Source organism: Marininema mesophilum, assembly GCF_900106775.1.
GTDB lineage: Bacteria > Bacillota > Bacilli > Thermoactinomycetales > DSM-45169 > Marininema > Marininema mesophilum.
On sequence record NZ_FNNQ01000007.1, the window covers coordinates 29830 to 52614 of the forward strand.

A 22785-nucleotide genomic window follows, 5' to 3' on the forward strand; every position below is an offset into this window, starting at 1 on the left:
TGGGGAGGATGAAGATGAAAGTAATAGTTGGTCTGGGTAACCCTGGGATGAAGTATGCACTAACACGACATAATATTGGATTTTGGGTGGTGGATCACTTAAGTGAGAAGTGGGGAATCCCGTGTGATCGTGATCGTTGGAAGGCATCTGTAGGAGAAGGCAGAGTCGGAGGAGAGAAAGTTGTTCTTATCAAACCTGAGACCTATATGAACCTCTCAGGTCAATCCGTCGCACCTGCATTAGATTGGCTCAAATGTGATGTAGAAAATCTAATCGTTATTTATGATGATCTTGACCTACCCGTAGGGAAAATTCGTCTCCGCCTTAAGGGGGGTGCTGGTGGCCATAACGGGATGAAATCCCTTATCGCCTCATTGGGAACCCAGGAGTTTAAGCGGATCAAAATCGGTATCGGCCGGCCGACAAATCCTATCCCTGTCATAGATTATGTGCTTTCTCGTTTTAACCGTGAGGAAGAAGAGCCAGTAGCAGATTCAGTTATCCAAACAGCCGATGCGATCCATGACTGGATTGACACCCCCTTCCCTGAAGTGATGAATCGATATAACAGCTAATAAAAAAGTGACCAACTTTAGTTGGTCGCTTTTTTATATTCACCGAAAAAGGAGCTCAAGCCATTTTACCCAGCGGAGGCTCGATCATTGAGCCGGAACTGCCATTCTTTTTGCTGTGCTACTCCACTCTTGGCTTGTATACGTCACTCTTAGAAGCATAACGAGGAGACAGCTCCTTTTTGATAATCAAATACTGCCGAATCTCGTGTACCAATTGATAGAGAGCTGCGCGAGTTTCAAATTCCCGGCGAGATTGGGGCAGAGGAGAATCGCGAAATTCCTCTCGCATGGCTTGAAGCTCCTTTAAATAATGAAATGCCGTATTACCAGGGTGAATCGCATCACTTAACTCATCGAGAAAATCAGCGATCCTCTCCCCTTGAACAAAACAATTGCGATCAAGGCGGGAGATGATTCCCACCAATCGTTCAATTACACCAAACTGTTTTTGCCGCATCTGGAAGTAACGAACGTAAAAATCCTCTTCCGGGTTTAACCGATTCTCTACTTCGGTCATCGCCAGTTGGCGGGCTGTATCGATTAGCTGGCTGGTCTCTGTAATTTCTTTCCCATCCCAATCCATATAACCCTCTCGCAAAAAACGGGAAAACTCACTAAAAATACGCTGGAAATTCCTTTCGATTTCCTTACGATAAGTATCCAGCAATTTTTCTTGGTTGGGCATATACAGATTCATGATGAGAGCAAAACCAATCCCGATGAGTACAAGGCTTAACTCATTGAAGATAAGGGGAAGTGTGATTTTTTTTAGCGTATATAGATGCAAGATGACGACGGCACTCGAGACTAGCCCTTCTTCAGCTTTAAAATATAGAAGAAGAGGGATCAGGGCTAGGATGACGATACCTATAGTCCAAGGATTATAACCGATGATGGTAAATAGAAGCGCCGCGACCGCAAGACCTAAAATGCAGGAGAGTATTCGTTCCCAAGCGTTGATAAGTGAGCGTTTGCGTGATTCTTTTACACATAGAATCGTTAAGATCCCTGCCGAAGCATAAAATTGTAAATCGAACAATTGGGCGGTACCTATAGCGAGTGCTGCCCCAAGAGCTGTTTTTAGTGTACGATAGCCTATACCGATTTTCACAGGAACCTTCCTTCTTTCAGTATGAATGGGCTCCATAAATAAAAGGGAGTCCCTTCTCTATTCTTACCCTCAATACAGGATAACAAAAGGAGACATGCTATGCATGTTTTCTCATTATTAGGTCTATACTGTTACAGAATATTGATCAGGAGGATGGCATATTATGGCTGTAATCTATACATGTCGATGTTGCAATGTCCTTATTGGCCGGATCAATGACGATCAAGTGACGGAAAAGCAGCTGGGGTTTCATTGGTTGACCCCTGATGAACGGCGGGATATAATATCGTATAATGATGAAGGTCATGCATCGGTTCGGGTCGTTTGTGAAACCTGTCAAGAAATGCTCGAGATCAATCCGGAACTATCCTTGCTGTCTGATCCCCTTCAATAGGAGCAGGGTTTCGACCCAATCCAACCGTCGCCCCGAAGTGGGCGTTTTAGTATGTTTGTACACTTGAGTTAATAGTGAGAAGGTGTTCGCCGGGGGTTGATGCGAACCAACAGCTTTAGCTGTCCCCAGCTGAGGCTTCTTTTGTGTTTTAAGACCCTGTGTTACTGAAAGTTTCTAAAAAGAATCATTTCTTGCGCGTATCATTTTTATGATGCGTGATGCACGAACTACTATAAACGTAGGAAATTTTGAAGTCCATCAAGGAAGGGAGGAACGGGTAACGTGGAAACGTTAATTCAACTCTTCCGGCGTGATAATGATTTTCGGGCTACTGCAGAAGCGCTTGGAAATGGATTGAGAGAACAGCTGGTTGTCGGATTGACAGGGACTGCTCGTCTTCTGTATCTTGCTACCCTCCATAAGGAGACTGGCCGTCCAATCATGTTGGTCACCCATAACCTCAATCAAGCACAAAAAGCGGTGGAGGATCTGTATGAGTTGCTCCCTCGGGAGCAGGTATTACTCTATCCAGCCAATGAATTAGTGGCGACGGAGATCGCCATGGATGGATCAGAGACACTACAAGATCGGATTCATGTACTTTCCCGGCTCGCTAAAGGGTTTTCGGGTATATTTGTCGTTCCCTATGCAGGGGTGCGAAAATTATTTCCCCCAAAGCGGGTCATTGCCCAGAGCCATCGCAGTCTAAAAGTAGGTGAGGAACAACCGATTGAGCCCTTGTTGGAACATTTAGTTCATATCGGTTATGAACGGGTGGACATGGTGGAAAAGTCAGGGGAATTTAGCCTTCGTGGTGGGATTCTCGACTTGTTTCCGGCTACTTTTTCCGATCCCATTCGCATCGAATGGTTTGATGATGAAGTCGATTCGATCCGTCCATTTTCCGTAGCGGATCAACGTTCTAAAGATAAATGGCAAAAAGTAGAGATCCCTCCTGCACGAGAACTCTTTGCTGATGCACAGACCTTATATCAAGCGGGGGATGAAGTGGAAACCCTGCTTGCAGAACGCCTTTCCAAGGTGAAGGACCCAGAAATTAAGGCGAAATTGACCGAGAAGATCACCTGGGATATCGAACAACTAAAAGCAGGTAATGTATTTACGGGCATTTATAAATATATCAGTCGGATTTATCCCGATTATGAAAGTCTTGCAGATTATTTACCTAAAGATACTTGTTGGGTATTGGATGAGCCTGGACGGATTCAGGAATCGGCGAAGCAGATGGACCGAGAGGAAGAAGAGTTTACGGTAGCTCTCTTGCAACAGGGGGAGTATCTGCCTCAATTGAAATTGGCTCGTACCTTCGCAGAGTCTTTGGGTGAACATGATCATCCGCGGATCTACCTTTCCTTGTTCATGCGTCAGACGAGTGGGACTCAGCCACAAAACATTGTGCAATTTGTGTGCCGTGGGATGCAACAATTCCACGGGCAAATGCATGTATTAAAGACCGAGTGGGATCGGTGGGTAAAGTCAGATACCCGTGTTCTATTTACCGCTTCGTCCAAGGAGAGGGCGGAGCGCCTGGAGCGTGTGCTTCAGGATTATGACATGCCGATCACTAGTGGAAAACCAGGAATATTGAGCCCAGGGCAACCCGTTATCCATGTGGGGGCCCTGGCAAGTGGCTTCGAGTTAGGATCAGCGAAGCTTGTTGTTGTAAGCGAAGGAGAGGTTTTTACGCAAAAACAGCGTAGGACCTCCCGTCCAGCTAAAATGGATCACGCAGAAAAGATCAAGAATTATCAGGAGCTAAAAGTAGGGGATTTCGTAGTTCATGTGAATCACGGAATTGGCCGTTATGCAGGTATTGAAACTCTTCATGTTGGCGGTATGCACAAGGATTATATGCTGGTGCAATATGCGGGCAACGATAAGTTATATGTCCCTATTGAACAAATTGATCAGGTGCAAAAATATCTCGGTAGTGAAGAGAAATCGCCGAAGGTATATAGCTTAGGTGGCAGTGAATGGAGTAAGGTTAAAAATAAAGTTCGCTCCTCTGTAGAAGATATCGCAGAGGACCTCATTAAGCTTTACGCTGAACGTCAAGAAGCAAAGGGGTACGCCTTTGCGAAGGATACAGCCTATCAGCGCGAATTTGATTCACTCTTTCCTTACGAAGAAACTGAGGATCAACTCCGTTCGGTCAATGAGATCAAAGTGGATATGGAAAAAGGACAACCAATGGATCGGCTCCTCTGTGGAGATGTGGGATACGGAAAAACCGAAGTAGCGATTCGTGCAGCCTTTAAGGCGACGATGGAAGGAAAGCAGGTTGCTGTGCTGGTTCCGACAACAATCCTTGCTCAGCAACATTATGAAACCTTTAAGGAGCGCTTTGCTGATTTTCCAGTAGAGATTCGGGTATTGTCCCGCTTCCGTACCCGAAAAGAGCAGAAAGATGCTATCAAAGGGATGAAGGGGGGCACTGTGGATATCCTGATCGGTACCCATCGACTCCTCTCAAAGGATGTAGAGTATAAAGATCTCGGGCTACTCATCGTCGACGAAGAACAACGATTTGGCGTGAAACACAAGGAAAAAGTGAAGCAGATCAAGAATAATATCGATGTACTCACGTTAACGGCAACTCCGATCCCACGGACACTCCATATGTCCATGATGGGCGTGCGGGACTTATCGGTCATTGAAACTCCTCCAGAAAACCGCTTTCCTGTCCAAACTTATGTACTCGAGTATTCCGCGGCATTAGTGAGAGAAGCTGTCGAACGGGAAATGGCACGGGGAGGACAGGTGTACTTTCTCTATAACCAAGTACAAAGCATTGATCAAATGGCTGATTCAATCCGGATGTTGGTTCCTGATGCTCGTATTGCAGTTGCCCATGGACAGATGGCGGAGACGGAGTTAGAAAAAGTCATGCTCGATTTCTTGGATGGAGAGTACGATGTTCTCGTTAGTACGACGATTATTGAAACTGGGGTGGATATCCCCAATGTGAACACCTTGATTATTTACGATGCGGATAGAATGGGGCTTTCTCAGTTGTATCAGCTTCGTGGGCGAGTAGGGCGCTCTAACCGAATCGCTTATTCGTACTTTACCTATCAGAGGGATAAGGTATTGTCCGAAGCAGCGGAGAAACGTCTACAGGCGATCAAGGAATTTACGGAACTTGGTTCTGGATTTAAAATTGCGATGCGTGACTTGACTATCCGTGGAGCAGGTAATCTACTCGGGGCGGAACAGCATGGGCACATCGCTTCTGTAGGGTTTGAGTTATATACACAAATGCTGAAGGAAGCTATTGCCGAGCAACAAGGAAAGAAAGAAGAAGAGACACCAAAAGAGCCAGAGATTGAGCTGGAAGCCGATGCATATATTCCTTCCGAATACATCGGGGATGAGAAACAAAAGATCGAGATCTACAAAAAGATTCGCGGCGTTCGCACGCTGGAGGAAGTTCATGATCTCGAAGAGGAGATCGAAGATCGTTTTGGGGATCTGCCGCAATTCGTAGTCAATTTATTATGTGTGGCACGGATTAGAGCCTATGCGATTCGCTATGATGTAGAGGAGATTAAACAACAAGGAACGGAAACCCATATGAAGTTTCATCCAAGTCAAAATGATGTCGTTGATGGGCAGAAACTGTTCCGTATCGCTCAGGAATTTCCAGGTAGAGTAAGGCTCTCTTCAGGGAAACGAATTGGTGTAGTGTTTCGACTGAAGGGACTGTCCCCGGTCAAAGGTCTAGAAATGTTGGAGCGGTTTCTGGTACAATATGAGACGGTTCCCAAAATGAAAGGAGCTTATGAGAATGCAACCTACTAAAAAAGGCCTGATGACGGCTTTCTGCTTATTTCTTGCCGTCGCGTTGGTAGTGGCCGGCTGCGGCTCCAAGAACGATAAAGCGGAAAATGAGAAACAGAATGCGGCTAACAAGCCTTTGCCTACAAACAGCAAGAAAGTAGTGGCAGAGTATAACGGTGGAAAGGTTACAGAGGGTGAATTTAACCTGTACCAAAACATCTACCGTTTCTTGCAACCCCAAGCAGCTGCGATGATGAACAACCCAAAAGCTAAAGAGGGGATCGTCAAGCAATATGTAGCGGAACGCAAGATTGTCAAACAAGTCAAAGATAAAGAGAAATTTGGGAAAGCAGCAGATAAGTCGCTGAAGCAATTTGAAGAACAATTGAAACAAATGGCAGCTCAAGATAAGAAGAAGAAAAAACAGGATATCAATTCTGTGTTAAAAGAAGGCGGTATTACCAAAGCTCAATTGCGTAACTTTTTGGTGGATAACAATAAAGTATCCAACTTCTTCGAAAGTCAAGTCAAGGAAGCGGATTTGAAGAAGGAATATGAAAAATCGGATGCCTTCGACAAGGTTAAATTGAACCATGTCCTGATTGCTTTCCAACCAACAGGGAAAGATGGGAAGAAAAAAGGCAAGAAGCGCACAGATGCTGAAGCTAAAAAACTAGCTGAAGAAGTGAAAAAGAAACTGGAAAAAGGCGACAGCTTTAAAGAGATCGCCAAAAAGTACTCAAATGATCCCGGTTCCAAAGACAATGCGGGCGAAATCGAAGATTCCCCAAAAAACTGGGCTCCTGCTTTTAGTAAAGCCGCGAAGAAAGAGCCCTTGAACAAGATTAGTGATCTAGTAAAAACCGAGTACGGGTATCATGTACTGAAGGTGCAAAAACGAAGCAAAGAGCCCTTCTCTAAAGTTAAAAATGAAATTAAAAGTCAACAAATTCAAAAACTCTACGAGAAATATATTAAAAAAGAAGTAAAAATCAAGAAGTTAAATATTGATGATAAGAAAAAATAACCTTCGTATACCCATGAGACAGAGCATTTTCGCTCTGTCTTTTTTTTATGCAGTCAAAGGGGTTGAATAATTATATGGAAGAGGATGAACACTATGGCTGTAACTAGCAAACATGCATATCGGACTGATCCGAACCACATACCGAAAGAGAGGCATCTAGCCTATGAAAGCAACCGGTATCGTTCGCCGCATCGACGATCTCGGACGGGTTGTTATTCCCAAGGAAATTCGCCGGACTCTCCGTATCCGGGAAGGGGACCCACTGGAAATATTCGTTGATCGTGACGGTGAAGTTATTTTGAAGAAGTACTCTCCTATAGGGGAGTTAGGGGATTTTGCGAAGGAGTATGCTGAGTCCCTCTATGAAAGTCAGCAACATGTAACCATGATCTGTGACCGTGACTCGGTCATTGCTGTGGCAGGTGCATCAAAAAAGGATTACCTAGAAAAATCGGTAGGGGGAATCGTGGAGACCAGTATGGATCAGCGTCGTCCTCATCAAGAAACCTCCCCTTCACGAGCAGAGCTCATCCGTGATATGGCTGAATCCTATGAAGCCTATATCATTGTACCGATTGTTGCAGGTGGGGACCCGATTGGAGCAGTGATTATGTTTTCAAAAAAAGAGGGAGCAAAGATGGGGGAGGTGGAGCTCAAGGTTGGTATGATCGCGGCTGCCTTTCTCGGAAAGCAGATGGAACATTAATAGAGGCTCTATGTATCGTAAGCAGGCGACGCGCCTGCTTTTTCTATTTGCGTTACATGCATTCCCTGGGTATGGAGTGTATACTGATAGGAGGCTTGGCTTGGTCCAGAAAGGAGAACCCACTTCTTTGGTTAAGCAATCGCTATTAAAAGGAGTTGCTATCCTAGGGATAGCGACCTTTATTACGAAATTATTGGGTGCAGTTTATAAGATCCCCTATCAAAATATTACAGGTAATCAGGGACTCTTCGTTTACCAACAGGTGTATCCTTTATATAGTACGCTGTTGACACTGGCGACGGCGGGTGTGCCGATCGCCATTTCTAAATTGGTCTCCGAGCGGTTGGCAGAGGGAGACGAGTATGGGGCCCAACGAATTTTTCGCATCTCCTCCTTCTTACTTAGTTCTTCTGGCATACTCTTTTTCTTCCTTGTGTATTTTGGAGCACCTTGGATTGCGACATGGATGGGTAGTGCCAAGTTACTTACCCTTCCCATTCAGGCGGTTTCCTTTGCATTATTGGTTGTACCGTTGATGTCAGTGATTCGTGGTTTTTTTCAAGGGCATCAGAATATGATTCCCACAGCAGTCTCCCAGGTAGTTGAACAGGCTGTGCGGGTGATGACGATCCTTATTCTCTCCTGGTGGCTGATGAAAACAGGTGCGGGTGTCGTATGGGCGGGTACGGGGGCTGTCTTCGGTGCTTTTACAGGAGCAGTGGCAGGACTTATCATTCTCCTTTTTTACTGGCGCCAAAATCGTCGGGAATGGAAAAAACACTCCCGTATAGCAAAGACTACGCCCTCTTCATTCCTTGACTCTACAAGAAAAGTGATCCGAACCTTGTTCATCTTGGCTGTTCCGGTTTGTTTAGGAGCCCTTGTCATGCCACTCTTTTCGTTGGTGGACTCTTTTACGGTGACGAATCTACTCATCGTAGCGGGTTGGAAAACGGAAGCAGCGGTTGATGCAAAGGGGATCTTTGATCGAGGGCAACCCCTTATCCAGTTCGCTTCCTTTTTTGCCACAGCGCTCTCTCTATCCATTGTACCCGCGGTGGCAGAGGCTCGTGCAAAAGGAGATGAGCGCGGTGTGGTGGAACGTTCGGTACTTGCCTTGCGGCTCACGCTTCTCTTTGGAATTCCGGCTTCCCTAGGGTTAGCGGTGGTAGCAGGGGCGACCAATATCATGCTTTTTCGTGATGATTCAGGAACGAGTGCATTGGCTATCTTAGCTTTTACCACGCTCTTTTCGACCTTGGGGTTAACCTCCTCGGGAATATTACAAGGATTAGGGCAAGTGGGCTTACCTGCTCGCAATCTACTGATTGGAGTGGGCGTAAAGCTTTTCCTCAACGCGTGGTGGGTGCCAACGATGGATATCGATGGGGCTGCCTGGGCGACGGTGGTAGGTTATGCAGTCGCTTCGCTGTTAAACTTAGCGGCATTACGAGGGCAGATTGGATCGTTATTCCGTTTGCGAGGGAGAGGGTTCTCTATTTTGGGAGCGACGGTATTGATGGGACTTTCTGCTCGGGTAGTCATGGGATTGGTAAGTGTTGCTGTCGCAGGCTCCCTTTCATTACGTTTAGGGATGACGCTGGCCACGCTTAGTGCGGTACTTATAGGGGCTGTTGCCTACATATTAGCGCTATTTCGTTTTGGTGGACTTACCCAAGTGGAATTGGAGCGGGTGCCTAAAGCAGGGCCGGAGTTGGTTCGCCTTCTGAAACGGTTACGCGTATTACCATCTTAGAGGAGGGATGATCCATGGCGACAGTTACCGTGATTGGGTTGGGTTCTGGTGATGAGGAGAATCTGTCACTGGGAAGCCTGCGTTTGATGAAAGCGGCGGAGCGTCTCTATTTTCGTACGGAAAAACATCCTGTAGTATCCTGGCTCATCCAAGAAGGAATCTCATTTACTACCTTTGACTCGATTTACGAGAAGCATGGGGATTTTATCAGTGTGTATCAGGAGATAGCGGACCGGCTTTTGGCGGAAGCGGCAACTGGGCAGGATCTGGTCTATGCAGTTCCGGGACACCCTACCGTGGCTGAGACAACGGTGCAGCGGTTACTGGCGCAGGGGAAATCCCAGGGAGTCACTATCGATATTCGTGGAGGAGGGAGTTTCCTTGATACTTCCTTTGCTCGCTTAGGCATTGACCCCAACGATGGATTTATGCTCCTGGATGGGACGAGCTTTTCAGCGGATCATCTGGATCCACGGTTTCATATTCTCATCTCCCAGGTTTATGATCGCATGACAGCCTCTGATGTGAAGCTGACGCTCATGGAGATATATCCTGATGATCATCCAGTGCTTGTGGTGACGGCTCTGGGGATAAAAGGAGCAGAGAAGATAGAAGAAGTTCCCTTGTGGGAACTAGATCATGAGGATCGTTTTTCGGATCTTTCTTCGGTCTATCTCGCCCCGACTACAGTAGATGAGATCTTGCGTCGCCGGTTTGCTACCGTAGTTTATATTGTGGCTCATCTGCGAAGCCCCAAGGGGTGCCCTTGGGATCAGAAGCAAACCCATGAGAGTCTTCGCCCTTATCTCTTAGAGGAAGCGTATGAATATTTAGAGGCAGTAGATCAAGGGGATTCGGATGCGATGACGGAGGAACTAGGGGACGTTTTGTTACAGGTATTACTCCATGCCCAAATCGGGAGTGAAACCGGGGAATTTAATATCCAGGATGTAATCGGGACCCTAGCAGATAAATTGATTCGTCGTCATCCACATGTATTTGGCAAGGATACTGCCAAAACGGTGAGTGATGTGAAACTAAAATGGGAAGAAATCAAAGAGCAGGAGGGAAAAGGAAAAGCGGATCACTCTTCTCTGCTCGATGGAATCCCAATGACTACCCCGACTCTTCTTCGTGCCTATGAGTTACAAAAGAAAGCGGCAAAAGTAGGCTTTGATTGGCCGGACATTGCTGGGACGCAGCAGAAGCTTACTGAGGAAGCAGAGGAACTGGTGACGGCCCCTAAAAAGAAACGAGAGGAAGAGGCTGGGGATTTATTATTTTCGGCAATAAATATGATCCGTTGGTTGGAAGTCGATCCGGAGCAGGCCTTGCTAGCTGCTTGCCGTAAATTTCAACGTCGGTTTCACTATATTGAAGCGAAAGCACATCAACAGGGAGTAAATGTCGCATCCTGTTCTCTCAAAACGCTGGATACATGGTGGGATGAAGCAAAAACTCATGAATCCGACGCTAGGACGGATTAATTCCGCAGGGGAAGAAGGATTTTAACAAAAAGCCCAGAAGGTATATCCCCACACGGGAATTTTAGGGAGGTTATAGAATATGAACAAGCAAGATTTAGTGGTAGCAATCTCACAAAAGAGTGGTATGACCAAAAAAGATGTAGAAAAAGTGATTAATGGTTTTGTTGAAGAAGTGACAGATGCACTAGAAACTGGGAAAAAAGTTCAGCTGATTGGTTTTGGAACCTTTGAAACCCGTAAGCGCTCTAGCCGCAATGGCCGTAACCCGCAGACTGGCAAAGCAATTACCATCCCAGAATCCAACGTTCCTGCTTTTAAGGCTGGATCCAAGTTGAAGGAAGCTGTTAAGTAATAATGCGTCTGGATAAGTTTTTGAAAGTCTCCCGTCTTGTGAAGCGACGGACACTGGCCAAAGAGGTCTGCGATCAAGGTCGAGTGGAAGTAAATGGGAAAACAGCGAAGGCAAGTGCTGACATCGCTGTGGGAGACGAACTAACCCTTCGCTATGGTAATCAGACTGTCAAGGTCCGTGTGGAAAGTTTGCGTGAAACAACTAAGAAAACGGAAGCGGCAGAACTATACACCTTGCTAGAACAAGTCCCTCCGGATAAGGCCGAGGGAACGAGTGGCCGCAACTTGTAAGTAAGAATCGACTCCAATAAGGAAATGGGATTCTAATGACCAATGGTATCAGTTCTAAAATAGGTCTATGATCATAAGCATGTACCAAAAGGAGGTACATGCCCATGATTGAGGAGGCATATACGAGCGCGTCGGCCCATGAAGTAGTGATGACGGGTCGTAATAACATGGATGTCACAGGGGTCCTTGGAGTGGAGAGCTTTGATAGTGAAGAGTTTCTCCTCCAGACAGAATGTGGGTACTTAGGGATTCGTGGCAATAACCTGCATATTAAAAACCTCGACTTGGATGCAGGTCGGGTTTCAATTCTAGGAGAGTTCTACGAAATGAGTTACCTAGATGATGGTAGCCCACGTGGTGCAAAAACAAAAACTCTCCTAGGTAGGTTATTCCGGTGACACTGATTACCCAGTGGGCGACGATGGGAGTAATGCTAGGCTCCGGTTGGCTCATGGGCATGTTGCTTGATGCGTATCGGGTACTGGCACGTCGATTTCGGCTACAGGGATGGGTTATCTCTCTCGTAGATCTCTTATACTGGATAGCAGCAGCTATCCTCGTATTTAACTTATTGCTATGGAGTAACTGGGGAGAGCTGCGATTCACCGTCTTTGTCGCTGTTGTACTGGGCTGGGTGGTCTATCATTTTTGGTTTAGTAACATTACTACAAAGGGTATCCAATGGCTCCTCAAACTCGTGGAGTATACCATTCAGATGGTGATCCGGATCGTCGTATTGACGCTTTGGGTGCCCTTGGTCACTATGGGGAGATTCCTCCTTCGTCTTATTAAAGGGCTTCTCCGTCTCTTATGGGCAGTGGTGCGTGGAGTGCTCTGGCTACTTCGCCCGCTTTTTCGCCCGCTAGGTCGCCTATTTACCCCGTTGGGTAGGCGGATCCGAAAGAAGACAGAGCCTGTCTGGCGCCCTGTCGTAAAAGCAGGTAAATGGGTAAGGAATTACCTTCGTAAACAGGGCGATGATTCCGATGAAAAGAAAGAATAGCCGATCGATGAATCAGGAAAGGTGATTCCTTGACTGTTGGGTTCCCGGATCGGTTGTTAATGGAGGGGGATGGATATGCTAGATCGAGGATCAAAGGTGGTTTCCATCCGATCAACTCGCCCTTCCCAACCGGAACGGGAAGAGATAACAGGTCGTCGGCCACCATTACCACGGGGCGTGCGCCGTCGTCGAAGGCTGTGGTTGGTGGTAATGGTAGCCGTCTTCCTATGGAGTGGTACTCAACTGTGGATCGAATCCTCTCGCATTACGGAGGGAGAAGAGGTCCTAGCAGCAAAGGTGAAGGAACGAGATGCTTTAGAGAAGAAAAAGGATCGACTTAAGGAAGAGATGGGGCTTCTTAAAGATAAAGGATATCTGGAAGGCCTCGCACGTAAAATGGGCTACAAAATGCCTGGTGAATAAAGATAAGCCGCCTACTCTTATCAGGGTAGGCGGCTTATCTTTTAGAGGAGATCCTTCCTTTTATTCCGAAGAATAACGGGAATCCTGAATATGGAAGGAATGAGTCGAATAGTCGGTCAAGAGCAGAGGGGATGGAATAACATAAAGAAGAGACAGCCCGGAGGAGTGTGAGCGGATTGAAGAAAAGTCGCTGGGCCGGATTGTTGGCTATGCTAATGGTGTTAGGGTTGATGGGAACCACCGGAGTGAGTGGAAAACCGGAGCATATAAAAAATGGGGTAAAGACAGGGTTGCAAATATTATTAGAGAATCCCAGTCTAGTAGAAGGAAAAAAAGTAGGCTTGATTACCAATCCTACAGGGATCACCTCTTCCTATGAACATGGTTTAGATGCGATGCTAAGGCAAGGGATCAATGTTGTGAAGGTATACGGGCCGGAGCATGGAGTCCGGGGAACTGAGCAGGCAGGAGATACACCAGGCTCCTTTGAAGATCCACGCACAGGGCTTCCTTTTATCAACCTCTACGGAAAACAGCCTCAGGAGATGATTCCCCTTTTTTCCGGAGTCGATGTACTCGTCTTTGATATTCAGGATGTCGGAACCCGCTATTACACCTATATCTATACAATGGCATATGCGATGGAGGCCGCAGCTCAGGCGGGTAAACCTTTTGTCGTATTGGATCGGCCCAATCCGATAGGCGGTACACGAATAGAAGGGCCTGTCTTAGATCCTGCTTATAGTTCCTTCGTAGGACTTTATCCAATCCCCCAACGCCATGGGATGACAGTAGGTGAGTTGGCCCAGATGTTTCGCGGGGAATTTTTAACCCACAAGCCCGAATTACAGGTCATTCGCATGAAGAGGTGGCACCGAAAAGAACGTTATACAGACACCGATCTTCCCTGGGTACCCCCTTCCCCGAATATGCCCACACTGGACACCGCTTTGGTTTATTCCGGTACAGGAATGATTGAGGGGACCAATCTCTCTGAAGGCCGCGGGTCAACTCGCCCCTTTGAACTCCTTGGTGCCCCCTACATTAAGGGCTGGGAATGGGCAGAGGAACTTAATAAAGCAAAGCTACCGGGAGTTTCTTTCCGTGAGGCGGCTTTCACCCCTACATTTTCTAAGTATCAAGGGCAGACAGTGACAGGTGTACAGGTGTACGTCACAGATTCGCGGATATTTCGTCCCACATTGACGGGGTTAACCATTCTTGAAACAGTGAAGAGACTTTATCCTAAGGACTTTGCATGGCGAAAGGATGGAGACTCTTATTGGATCGATAAGCTGACTGGATCGGATCGTGTTCGCAAAGGGATCGATGCGGGCGAGTCAGCAAAAACGATAGAGGCGAAATTTAATAGGGAACTAGATGTTTTTAAAATAAAGCGAGCAACCTATCTCTTATATCGATAATCTATTCCTTTGATCAACCATTTCCCGGGCAATTTGGATAAAAGAAGATATCTAATGAAAATTGTTGACATAGTATATGATCCTTTGTATAATCATATTTGTGCTTAGGAATGACGCGGGGTGGAGCAGGGGTAGCTCGTCGGGCTCATAACCCGAAGGTCACAGGTTCAAATCCTGTCCCCGCAACCAAATGAAAACCAAAGGGGAAGGGTAGCAGGTATGAGGCAAGTATCCTCCTGTCCTCCCCTTTTGAATGTGGCGGCGTAGCTCAACTGGTTAGAGCGTACGGTTCATACCCGTGAGGTTGGGGGTTCGAGACCCTCCGCCGCTACCAAGGGAAGGCGAGGTTGATCCCCAGAACAGGGAAACATTCGCCTTTTTTTATGTCCCTTGAGAGGGACTCCTTGGTTGGGAGATCCACTATAAGGGAATCCTAGGATGAGGTCGGCTTGCTGGAACAGCGGGTGTAGGGGTGGTATTGTGGATGTCTCCATAAAAAAGATCAAATTTACGACGATCAACAAGACCTACACTGAGTTGGTACGGGATTGGCGGGGGCGTCACTGCTTTGCTACCCAGTATTCCAACCCTGACGGAAAACGGATTTTTCTTACCTGGTACTTCGTCAAAAAAGGGTATACCATCTCAAAGGTATTTCTTAAATCAGGGGAATTCCTCTACTATTATTGTGATGTAATGGAGATGCGCCAGGTAGGAAGACTCCGATACGTCATGGTAGATCTCCTGTTGGATTTGATCGTCTACCCAGATGGTCGCTACCATCTGATTGATGTGGATGAGTTTTCGGCTGCAATTGACAAAGGGCAGTTGAAAAAGCGGCAACAGGTGCATACATTGCAAACTCTGGATAAGATGATCCGCATGCAGACCAATCGAACCTTTATTCCGCGATATATCCATGAAGCAACGATGTTTCCTCTCTCGGACTCCTCTCAACAGAAGAGTTGATCATTCGATGATTCCTCAGGGAGAAGAATGAAACCGCCTGATACAAGGCGGTTTTTTATATTGATTTTTGTCAGTGAATTGTTTGGAAAAGAGTTTTTTTCACCAGTTTTGTCGCAGAAGAGAGGATTTCGTGCCGCCTCGACAGAGAAGGACACTGACTGTCAGGCATAATAAAGGGAAGAAAAGGGAACGTTCGTACTCATTTTGGTGAGTGTGTTTTGGCTTTCTTCCATAGGTGCAATCGATTAAAAAAGTAGTTGGTAAATTGTCGGAAAGTTTTTTTTCTTTAGCAGTCATTATGACAAACTTATCTATTCCTATCCAGCTATAATCAGAGCTACACGAATTGGACAAGGGGTGGATGAAAATGCAAATGCGACTCTCGCAACTGGGATCGATCATCAATCGGTCCGTTGGAAAAGAGCGACAGAAGATTTCCCGGCGAAGGATTGGCATCTTTGCGACATGGGACATCCCCATTCTTATCATGGGATTTTTATTAGGCAGAGCGATGATCTTGGATACCGTCTCCCCTTTTGCGGTCGCATACATGGGGGTGATAATGCATCTTTATCGAAGGCAATGGCCCTTAGCCATGATTTCACTCATCCTAGGAGCCTCTACGTTGGGGCTGACACATGTCGCATGGATTACTGGCGTACTCATCTGGTTACTCATTATGCAAAAACTTTTTACACTATTGGGGAAGGGGCAGCTCAATTACTCGCCCTTTGTTGTATTAATCACCAGCGTAGGGGCCCACCTTTTGCGACTTTACATAGAAGGGTGGACCCCCTTCGGGGGGATGATGGCGGGAGTGGACGTATTACTTTCATTCATCCTCACCTTTATTTTCGTCCAATCCCTACCCCTCTTCACTGTACGGCGGCAAAAATTTTCCCTGCGGTATGAAGAGATTATCTGTTTGGTCATTTTAGCAGCATCTGTGGTGTCAGGTACCATCGGGTGGAATATTTCGGATATGTCCGTTATCAATGTGGTCTCTCGTTATCTCATTATGCTATTAGCACTGGCGGGCGGGGGTATGCTAGGTGCTTCAGTGGGTGTGATAACAGGGATGATCATGAGCTTGTCGGATATCGAGGCATTAACTCAGGTAGGTTTACTCGCTTTCGCTGGTTTATTAGCGGGGTTGTTTCGAGAAGGGAGACGCTGGGGGGTAGCGGTAGGATTTATGCTGGGGACATCCATCCTCGCTCTCTACGGTGGCGGGACAACAGAGATTTGGACCTCTCTTAGGGAATCGGTATTAGCGATGATTTGCTTTCTGATAACCCCGCGAGGAATTTTACATGCGATGGGTCGATTTATTCCAGGGACATCTGAGAACGAAACATCCCAGCAGGAATACGTTCGTCGCCTCCGTGAAGTGACTGCGGCGAAGGTAGAGCAGTTTCAAGAGCTTTTTGGTGAGTTATCGAAGAGCTTTCGCGAAGATGCCAATCGAGCATCGCGCAAGGATGAGAACCATATGAACCAGTTCATCGATGGAGTGGCAGAGCGCTCCTGCAAGTCCTGTCATCTATACCGACAGTGCTGGGAGAAAAACTTTGTAGCCACTTACAATGGGATGACGGATCTTATGGCTAGGGTTGAAATGAATGGAGTGGACGAGCCTATAGCCATTCCCCGTTCCTGGTCAGATCACTGTGTGAAAGGAGAAAAAGTGCTGGAGCAAATCCAGGAAGAGTATGCCTCCTATGAGCAGGATCTGATGTGGAGAGAGCGGATGAAAGAATCAAAAAGGCTTGTTTCAGAGCAACTAGAAGGGGTAGCAGGAGTAATGGCGGACCTGGCGAAGGAGATTCGAACGGAAACCCAGGTAATGGCCGCTCAGGAAGAACAGATTCATCAAGCCCTAGAAGATTTGGGGCTATCGATACAGCGGGTAGAAGTGATCAATTTAGAGGAGGGTAGAGTGGAGATTGAGGTAACTATGCCGCACAGTGATGCCTTAGACGAGTGTCGTAAACTGGTAGCGCCATTATTGACGGAGATCGTGGGGGAACCGATCAGTGTCCAAGGAAAAATGGTGCATGGCCGTTCGACGGGCTCTTCAATTACCCTAGGGTCCGCACAGCGCTTTGAAATGAAGACAGGTGCGGCAGGTGCGGCAAAAGGTGGACAATGGCTTTCGGGGGATAGCTATTGTTCCATGAATGTAGGGACTGGGAAATACGCCGTCGCCTTAAGCGATGGGATGGGGAACGGAACCCGGGCCCAAGAGGAGTCAAGTGCAGCCTTGGCGCTTCTTAAACAGCTACTTACTGCGGGGATGGATGAGGAGAAGGCGGTAACCACCATCAATTCCATCCTAAGTCTGCGCTCGACTGATGAGATGTTTGCTACCATCGATTTAGCGATGGTGGATTTAAACACTGCCAAATCCCGTTTCCTAAAAATCGGATCAACACCCGGTTTTATAAAGCGGGGGGATGAGGTACTTGGTGTATCCGCGGGTAATCCACCGCTGGGAATCTTGCGCAACATTGAGGTGGATGCGTTGGATATGCAATTGATGCCGGGAGATCTCTTAATCATGGTGACGGATGGGATCTATGACGCTCCGCGATTTATGTCCAATCGCGAAGCCCATCTGAAGCGTCTTATTGCCGACATCGACACCAAAGATCCTCAAGGATTTGCCGATTGTCTGTTAGAGAAAGTAGTCCGTCATCATGAGGGGGACATCGATGACGATATGACGGTACTTGTGGCACGGGTGGAGCGGCATGTACCTGAGTGGGCAACTATCCGCATGCCAGGGGTTGGACGGCTCTCTCGTAAGCATGTGGCAGGAATGTGAAGATTTTTAGCCTGAAAGCCTCATAAATTGAATCAGGGAGTAAAAAAGATTACAATTGTCGATAAGGTTTCATGAGTAAAAGTTCCTGCTTGAAATCGATGGAGTGGGGTATATTACCCGGGGATGGATCCCCCGGGTAATATTGCTATCTATGGGGGTGGAGAAGAGCGTGTTGCAGGAGATGAGATGGTGGATCGATCAGCACAATTTATTACCTAGAGAAAGCCATGTATTAGTAGGCGTCTCTGGGGGAGCAGACTCCCTCGCTTTACTCCACGCCCTAGGAGAACTAGCCCCGCGGTATCAGTGGAGGCTTACTGCAGTCCATGTGGAGCATGGGCTACGTAGAGAGGAAAGCCTCGAGGATGCGAAGTTTGTTGTACAAATGGCTAAAAATTGGGGGATCCCTGTTGTTGTTGAGTGTGTCCGGGTAGAGGATACATTGAAAAAAAAGGGGGGAAATAAGCAGGATGTGGCTCGTAGACTTCGTTACGACGCATTTGCTCGTGTAGCTACTGAACGGAATGTTGATGTACTTGCCCTTGCCCATCATGCAGATGATCAAGTAGAAACCGTGCTCATGCGCATTTTACGGGGAACATCCCCAGCAGGACTAGTTGGCATCCCTCTTTCCCGTGAATGGAGTGATCTTCGCCTTGTGCGTCCCTTGCTTGGCGTGACACGTGAAGAAGTAGAGGCCTATTGTGTAGAAAAGGGCCTTACTCCTCGTGAGGATGCGAGCAATCAGGACGTTAATTATACAAGGAACCGAATTCGCTTGGAGTTGTTGCCACTTCTTGAGACATATAACCCTCGTGTGCGTGAGTCGATTCTCCAATTATCCAATTTGGCCCAGGGTGAAGTCTCTCATTGGAAGCCATTGGAGGAAAGGGCGTGGAAAGAGGTAGTTGTCAAGGAGATGGAGGGTTGGATCACCCTTGATATTAAACGCCTCAACACGCTGGATATCGCTTTACAAAGAAGGGTGATTAAACTAATATTAAATTGTCTTGTGAAAAAAGAAGCAAATTTTTCGATCCATCATGCTGTAGAAGGGATTCGAAACCTTATCATTGGATCTAATCCCGCGGCAACCCTTTATCTACCTGGGGAGATGAAGGCTGAACGGGAGTACGATTGCCTACATGTTTTTTGTAAACCCCAGGAGCGATCCACCTCTACTTTAACTCACCCTCTTCAACCCCTTCATCTTCACATTCCTGGAAAAACGGAATTACCCTACGGGACATTCCGGGCTTGGACGAGTTCCCAGTTGCCCCCTGATTTAGAGGATAACTGTGCTGTATTTGACCTGGCCGTGTTGCAGGAACCTCTTACTGTCCGATTTCGCCGTCCTGGTGATCGGATACGGCCAAAGGGTCTCCATGGAAGAAAAAAGGTGAAGGATATTCTTATCGATGCGAAGGTTCCGAAGCGAAAACGGGATCGTATTCCCTTGGTATTTCACGGAGAAGAGATCCTATGGATCCCAGGGCTTGTACGATCAGAATGGGCATTAGTGGATAGGGATACAACAACGCATCTCATCCTATCCTGGAAGTGGGACATCGTTAGGTAAGATGGTACGTGATTGCACTGCTTACATATTTCGTTCAGGAGGTACCCCCATGCATGATGACATCCAAGAGATCTTATATTCCGAAGAAGCTATCCAGAGCAAAGTGAAAGAGTTGGGCGAGAAGATCACACGGGATTATAAAGATAAGAACCCGCTGTGTATCTGTGTATTGAAGGGAGCAGCTCCTTTCATGGCCGATCTTGTACGCCAGATCGATACATACCTGGAGATGGACTTTATGGCTGTTTCCAGCTATGGAGCATCTACAGAATCCTCTGGAGTCGTACGGATTATTAAAGATTTGGATACGCCAGTAGAAAACCGTCACGTGCTCGTGATCGAGGATATCATCGACAGTGGATTAACATTGAATTATCTTTTGGATCTATTGCAAGGGAGGAATGTTGCCTCCACGAAAGTGGTTACACTATTAGATAAACCAAGCCGTCGTACTACTGGAATGAAGCCGGACTACTCAGGTTTTGAAGTTCCTGACGCCTTTGTCGTAGGTTATGGGATGGATTATATGGAGAAATACCGCAACCTTCCGTACATAGGTGTTCTGAAAAAAGCGATCTATACCGATCAAGTTTGAGTTAGTTGTGACCCCATATTCGCTGTGGTAAAATGATGAAAGTGGTATTTTGAGAGGAGGTCAAGGATGAAAAGCATCTTCCGGAATTCCGGATTATATATTATTCTCATCCTTGTCTGCGTCGGGATTGTAAACGTTGTATACAACCAAAGGGCGGAGACGGAACAGTTAACCTATACGAATTACCAGCAGAAGCTGTCGGCCGGACAGATCTCTGAGGTCACCGTTCGTCCGGAGGGTAACACATATCGCATTGAAGGTAAGTATAAAGCGAACCCGGGTAAGACGTTTATCACCAATGGGCCTTATTCCGTTGGTAGTGACGTGGTTGCTGATTTAGAAAATGCGGATAAAAAGTTTGGCACCAAAACGAAGTTTAACCCATCCAAAGGACAATCCCTTTGGCTCACTTTTTTCACATCGATCATTCCCTTTATCATCATCTTGTTGCTGTTCTTCTTCTTGATGAACCAGGCCCAGGGTGGCGGTAATCGCGTAATGAACTTCGGTAAGTCGAAGGCGAAGATGTACAACGAAGAGAAGAAGAAGGTTACCTTCGGGGATGTTGCAGGTGCCGATGAAGAAAAGGCGGAGCTAGTCGAGGTCGTCGACTTCTTGAAGGATCCACGAAGGTTCGCCGCTGTTGGTGCTCGTATTCCGAAGGGGGTACTACTTGTTGGGCCTCCAGGAACGGGTAAAACCTTGATTGCACGTGCAGTTGCTGGTGAAGCAGGGGTTCCCTTCTTTAGCATTAGTGGTTCTGACTTTGTGGAGATGTTCGTAGGTGTGGGTGCTTCCCGCGTTCGAGATCTTTTTGAACAGGCGAAGAAGAATGCTCCTTGTATCATTTTTATCGATGAGATCGATGCAGTGGGACGTCAACGTGGGGCGGGTCTTGGTGGCGGCCATGATGAACGTGAGCAAACCTTGAACCAGTTGCTTGTTGAGATGGATGGTTTTGGTGCAAACGAAGGAATCATCATGATCGCGGCTACTAACCGCCCGGATATTCTAGACCCTGCACTCTTGCGTCCGGGCCGATTTGATCGTCAGATCACGGTGAATCGCCCCGATGTTATTGGACGGGAAGCCGTGCTGAAAGTGCATGCGCGGAATAAGCCCTTGGCAGAGGATGTCCGCCTTGATAGGATTGCCCAGCGTACCACCGGCTTCACAGGTGCAGATTTGGAAAATCTCTTGAATGAAGCTGCTCTGTTGACGGCTCGTCGGCAAAAGAAAAAGATAACCATGTCCGAAATCGAAGAGGCTATTGATCGCGTCATCGCTGGTCCAGAGAAGAAAAGCCGGGTCATTAGCGAAATAGAGAAGAGAACGATTATCTACCACGAAGGTGGTCATGCGGTAGTCGGCTACTTCCTTGAAAATGCAGATACCGTGCATAAGATTACGGTAGTTCCACGCGGTCAAGCAGGCGGCTATGTAGTCATGTTGCCGAAGGAAGATCGTTTCTTGATGACAAAGAGCGAACTTCTCGACCGGGTGACTGGTCTCTTAGGTGGACGGGCCGCGGAAGAGGTTGTCTTCAATGAGATTAGTACAGGAGCTCACAATGACTTTGAAAAGGCAACTGCTATTGTTCGGAGTATGATTACAGAGTATGGAATGAGTAAGCGTCTCGCTCCGATGCAGTTCGGACGAAATCAAGGGGGGCAGGTCTTCCTGGGCCGTGATTTCAATTCAGAACAAAACTATTCCGATGCAGTTGCCTATGAGATCGATCAAGAAATGCAAGAATTGATTACAACCTGTTATAACAAGGCAAAAGAGATTCTTCTGGAAAAACGGGATCTTCTTGAAATCGTTGCACAAACCTTGTATAAAAAAGAAACCCTTGATGTGGATGAGATTAAACAACTGATGGAGAATGGCAAATTGGATAATCCTATACCTGACTCCGATGTCTCTGTAAACATTCAGGGTAAGGACGAAGACAGTACTAAATCCGCTCCTGGACCCTTGGAACAGGATGTAGATGATAAGAAGCCTGAAGGTGAAGATCCTAAGAATGAAGGTTAAGTATCTCATACAAAAAGGATGCTCCAAAATGAGCATCCTTTTTGTATGGAAAAAATAGAGTGTAGGCTATTTGACCTAGTGTCGGACGATCATAGTAGGACTTTGAGCTTAACGTGGTTGTTGTTACCTGTTGGATGTTGAACTTGAGCGTTGTCCTAAACAAACGGACTGTGTATGCTAACGACGCGCCCGGAGGAAGTGACCTTGGGGTTGCACCCGAAGGAAGTGCTGCTCTTGGGGTACGCCGGAAGTGCCATTGGGGTGCACTCGGAGGAGTGCCGGGGCACTTCAGCTGTGGGAGTGTCAAAATTGAGCTTTTATACTCAAAAGGGCCTCAAGGAGAATTCCTTGAGGCCCTTTTGTTCTGGGTAAAATCCAGATGCAATTTTATTACGTTTGCCTACGTGTTGGTGAGATGGTCTTAGTAGA

General features: G+C 46.9%; 19 protein-coding genes and 2 tRNA genes. 20 read left to right on the top strand and 1 reads right to left on the bottom strand.

Going from position 1 to position 22785, the window contains the following annotated elements:
* Positions 1-14 precede the first annotated feature (14 nt).
* Positions 15-575, top strand: coding sequence for an aminoacyl-tRNA hydrolase (gene pth, locus BLV90_RS08050; RefSeq protein WP_143035020.1), 561 nt, complete (start codon positions 15-17; stop codon positions 573-575).
* Positions 576-693: 118 nt separating this feature from the next.
* Here pth and BLV90_RS08055 read toward each other — a convergent pair whose 3' ends face one another.
* Positions 694-1686 carry an aromatic acid exporter family protein gene (locus BLV90_RS08055; protein ID WP_281242009.1) on the bottom strand — a complete coding sequence of 331 codons (993 nt, stop codon included), beginning with the start codon at positions 1684-1686 and terminating at the stop codon, positions 694-696.
* Positions 1687-1849: 163 nt separating this feature from the next.
* Between BLV90_RS08055 and BLV90_RS08060 the strand changes: the two genes are divergently transcribed.
* From BLV90_RS08060 to ftsH, 19 genes are all read left to right on the top strand, one after another.
* The gene (locus tag BLV90_RS08060) at positions 1850-2080 is read left to right on the top strand and encodes an anti-sigma-F factor Fin (RefSeq protein ID WP_091739011.1); all 231 of its coding nucleotides are present in this window, start codon (positions 1850-1852) and stop codon (positions 2078-2080) included.
* A gap of 282 nt (positions 2081-2362) precedes the next feature.
* Positions 2363-5902: a transcription-repair coupling factor gene (mfd, locus tag BLV90_RS08065; protein ID WP_091739013.1), complete on the top strand. Its 3540-nt coding sequence runs from the start codon at positions 2363-2365 to the stop codon at positions 5900-5902.
* Positions 5889-6908, top strand: coding sequence for a peptidylprolyl isomerase (locus BLV90_RS08070; RefSeq protein WP_177167956.1), 1020 nt, complete (start codon positions 5889-5891; stop codon positions 6906-6908). The genes mfd and BLV90_RS08070 overlap by 14 nt, the downstream gene beginning before the upstream one ends.
* A 163-nt stretch (positions 6909-7071) precedes the next feature.
* Positions 7072-7614 carry a stage V sporulation protein T gene (spoVT, locus tag BLV90_RS08075; RefSeq protein ID WP_091739018.1) on the top strand — a complete coding sequence of 181 codons (543 nt, stop codon included), beginning with the start codon at positions 7072-7074 and terminating at the stop codon, positions 7612-7614.
* A 100-nt stretch (positions 7615-7714) separates the two neighbouring features.
* Positions 7715-9370, top strand: coding sequence for a putative polysaccharide biosynthesis protein (locus tag BLV90_RS08080; protein WP_245726294.1), 1656 nt, complete (start codon positions 7715-7717; stop codon positions 9368-9370).
* Between the two features lie 14 nt (positions 9371-9384).
* Positions 9385-10857, top strand: a complete 1473-nt coding sequence (yabN, locus tag BLV90_RS08085; protein ID WP_091739024.1) for a bifunctional methyltransferase/pyrophosphohydrolase YabN — start codon at positions 9385-9387, stop codon at positions 10855-10857.
* Between the two features lie 79 nt (positions 10858-10936).
* A complete protein-coding gene (locus BLV90_RS08090) occupies positions 10937-11209 on the top strand; it encodes an HU family DNA-binding protein (RefSeq protein ID WP_091739027.1) in 273 nt (90 codons plus the stop codon).
* 2 nt (positions 11210-11211) lie between these two features.
* Positions 11212-11499, top strand: coding sequence for an RNA-binding S4 domain-containing protein (locus tag BLV90_RS08095; RefSeq protein WP_091739030.1), 288 nt, complete (start codon positions 11212-11214; stop codon positions 11497-11499).
* Positions 11500-11603: 104 nt separating this feature from the next.
* Entirely contained in the window at positions 11604-11897 is a 294-nt protein-coding gene (gene yabP / locus BLV90_RS08100) for a sporulation protein YabP (protein ID WP_091739033.1), read from the top strand.
* Complete coding sequence (gene yabQ / locus BLV90_RS08105) at positions 11894-12502, top strand: spore cortex biosynthesis protein YabQ (protein ID WP_091739036.1); 609 nt, start codon at positions 11894-11896, stop codon at positions 12500-12502. The genes yabP and yabQ overlap by 4 nt, the downstream gene beginning before the upstream one ends.
* 75 nt (positions 12503-12577) lie before the next feature.
* The gene (locus tag BLV90_RS08110) at positions 12578-12925 is read left to right on the top strand and encodes a septum formation initiator family protein (RefSeq protein WP_091739039.1); all 348 of its coding nucleotides are present in this window, start codon (positions 12578-12580) and stop codon (positions 12923-12925) included.
* A 176-nt stretch (positions 12926-13101) separates the two neighbouring features.
* A complete protein-coding gene (locus tag BLV90_RS08115) occupies positions 13102-14349 on the top strand; it encodes an exo-beta-N-acetylmuramidase NamZ family protein (protein WP_245726295.1) in 1248 nt (415 codons plus the stop codon).
* Positions 14350-14463: 114 nt separating this feature from the next.
* Positions 14464-14538: transfer RNA gene (locus BLV90_RS08120), tRNA-Met, on the top strand.
* Positions 14539-14606: 68 nt separating this feature from the next.
* Positions 14607-14683: transfer RNA gene (locus tag BLV90_RS08125), tRNA-Met, on the top strand.
* Between the two features lie 146 nt (positions 14684-14829).
* Positions 14830-15318, top strand: coding sequence for a ribonuclease FAU-1 family protein (locus tag BLV90_RS08130; protein WP_177167957.1), 489 nt, complete (start codon positions 14830-14832; stop codon positions 15316-15318).
* Positions 15319-15685: 367 nt separating this feature from the next.
* Complete coding sequence (gene spoIIE, locus BLV90_RS08135) at positions 15686-18145, top strand: stage II sporulation protein E (RefSeq protein WP_245726296.1); 2460 nt, start codon at positions 15686-15688, stop codon at positions 18143-18145.
* Positions 18146-18314: 169 nt separating this feature from the next.
* On the top strand, positions 18315-19724 hold the full coding sequence (gene tilS, locus BLV90_RS08140; protein ID WP_177167958.1) for a tRNA lysidine(34) synthetase TilS: 1410 nt from the start codon (positions 18315-18317) through the stop codon (positions 19722-19724).
* A 49-nt stretch (positions 19725-19773) separates the two neighbouring features.
* Positions 19774-20319, top strand: coding sequence for a hypoxanthine phosphoribosyltransferase (gene hpt, locus BLV90_RS08145; RefSeq protein WP_091739051.1), 546 nt, complete (start codon positions 19774-19776; stop codon positions 20317-20319).
* Positions 20320-20385: 66 nt separating this feature from the next.
* Positions 20386-22356 carry an ATP-dependent zinc metalloprotease FtsH gene (ftsH, locus tag BLV90_RS08150; RefSeq protein WP_091739054.1) on the top strand — a complete coding sequence of 657 codons (1971 nt, stop codon included), beginning with the start codon at positions 20386-20388 and terminating at the stop codon, positions 22354-22356.
* Positions 22357-22785 lie beyond the last annotated feature (429 nt).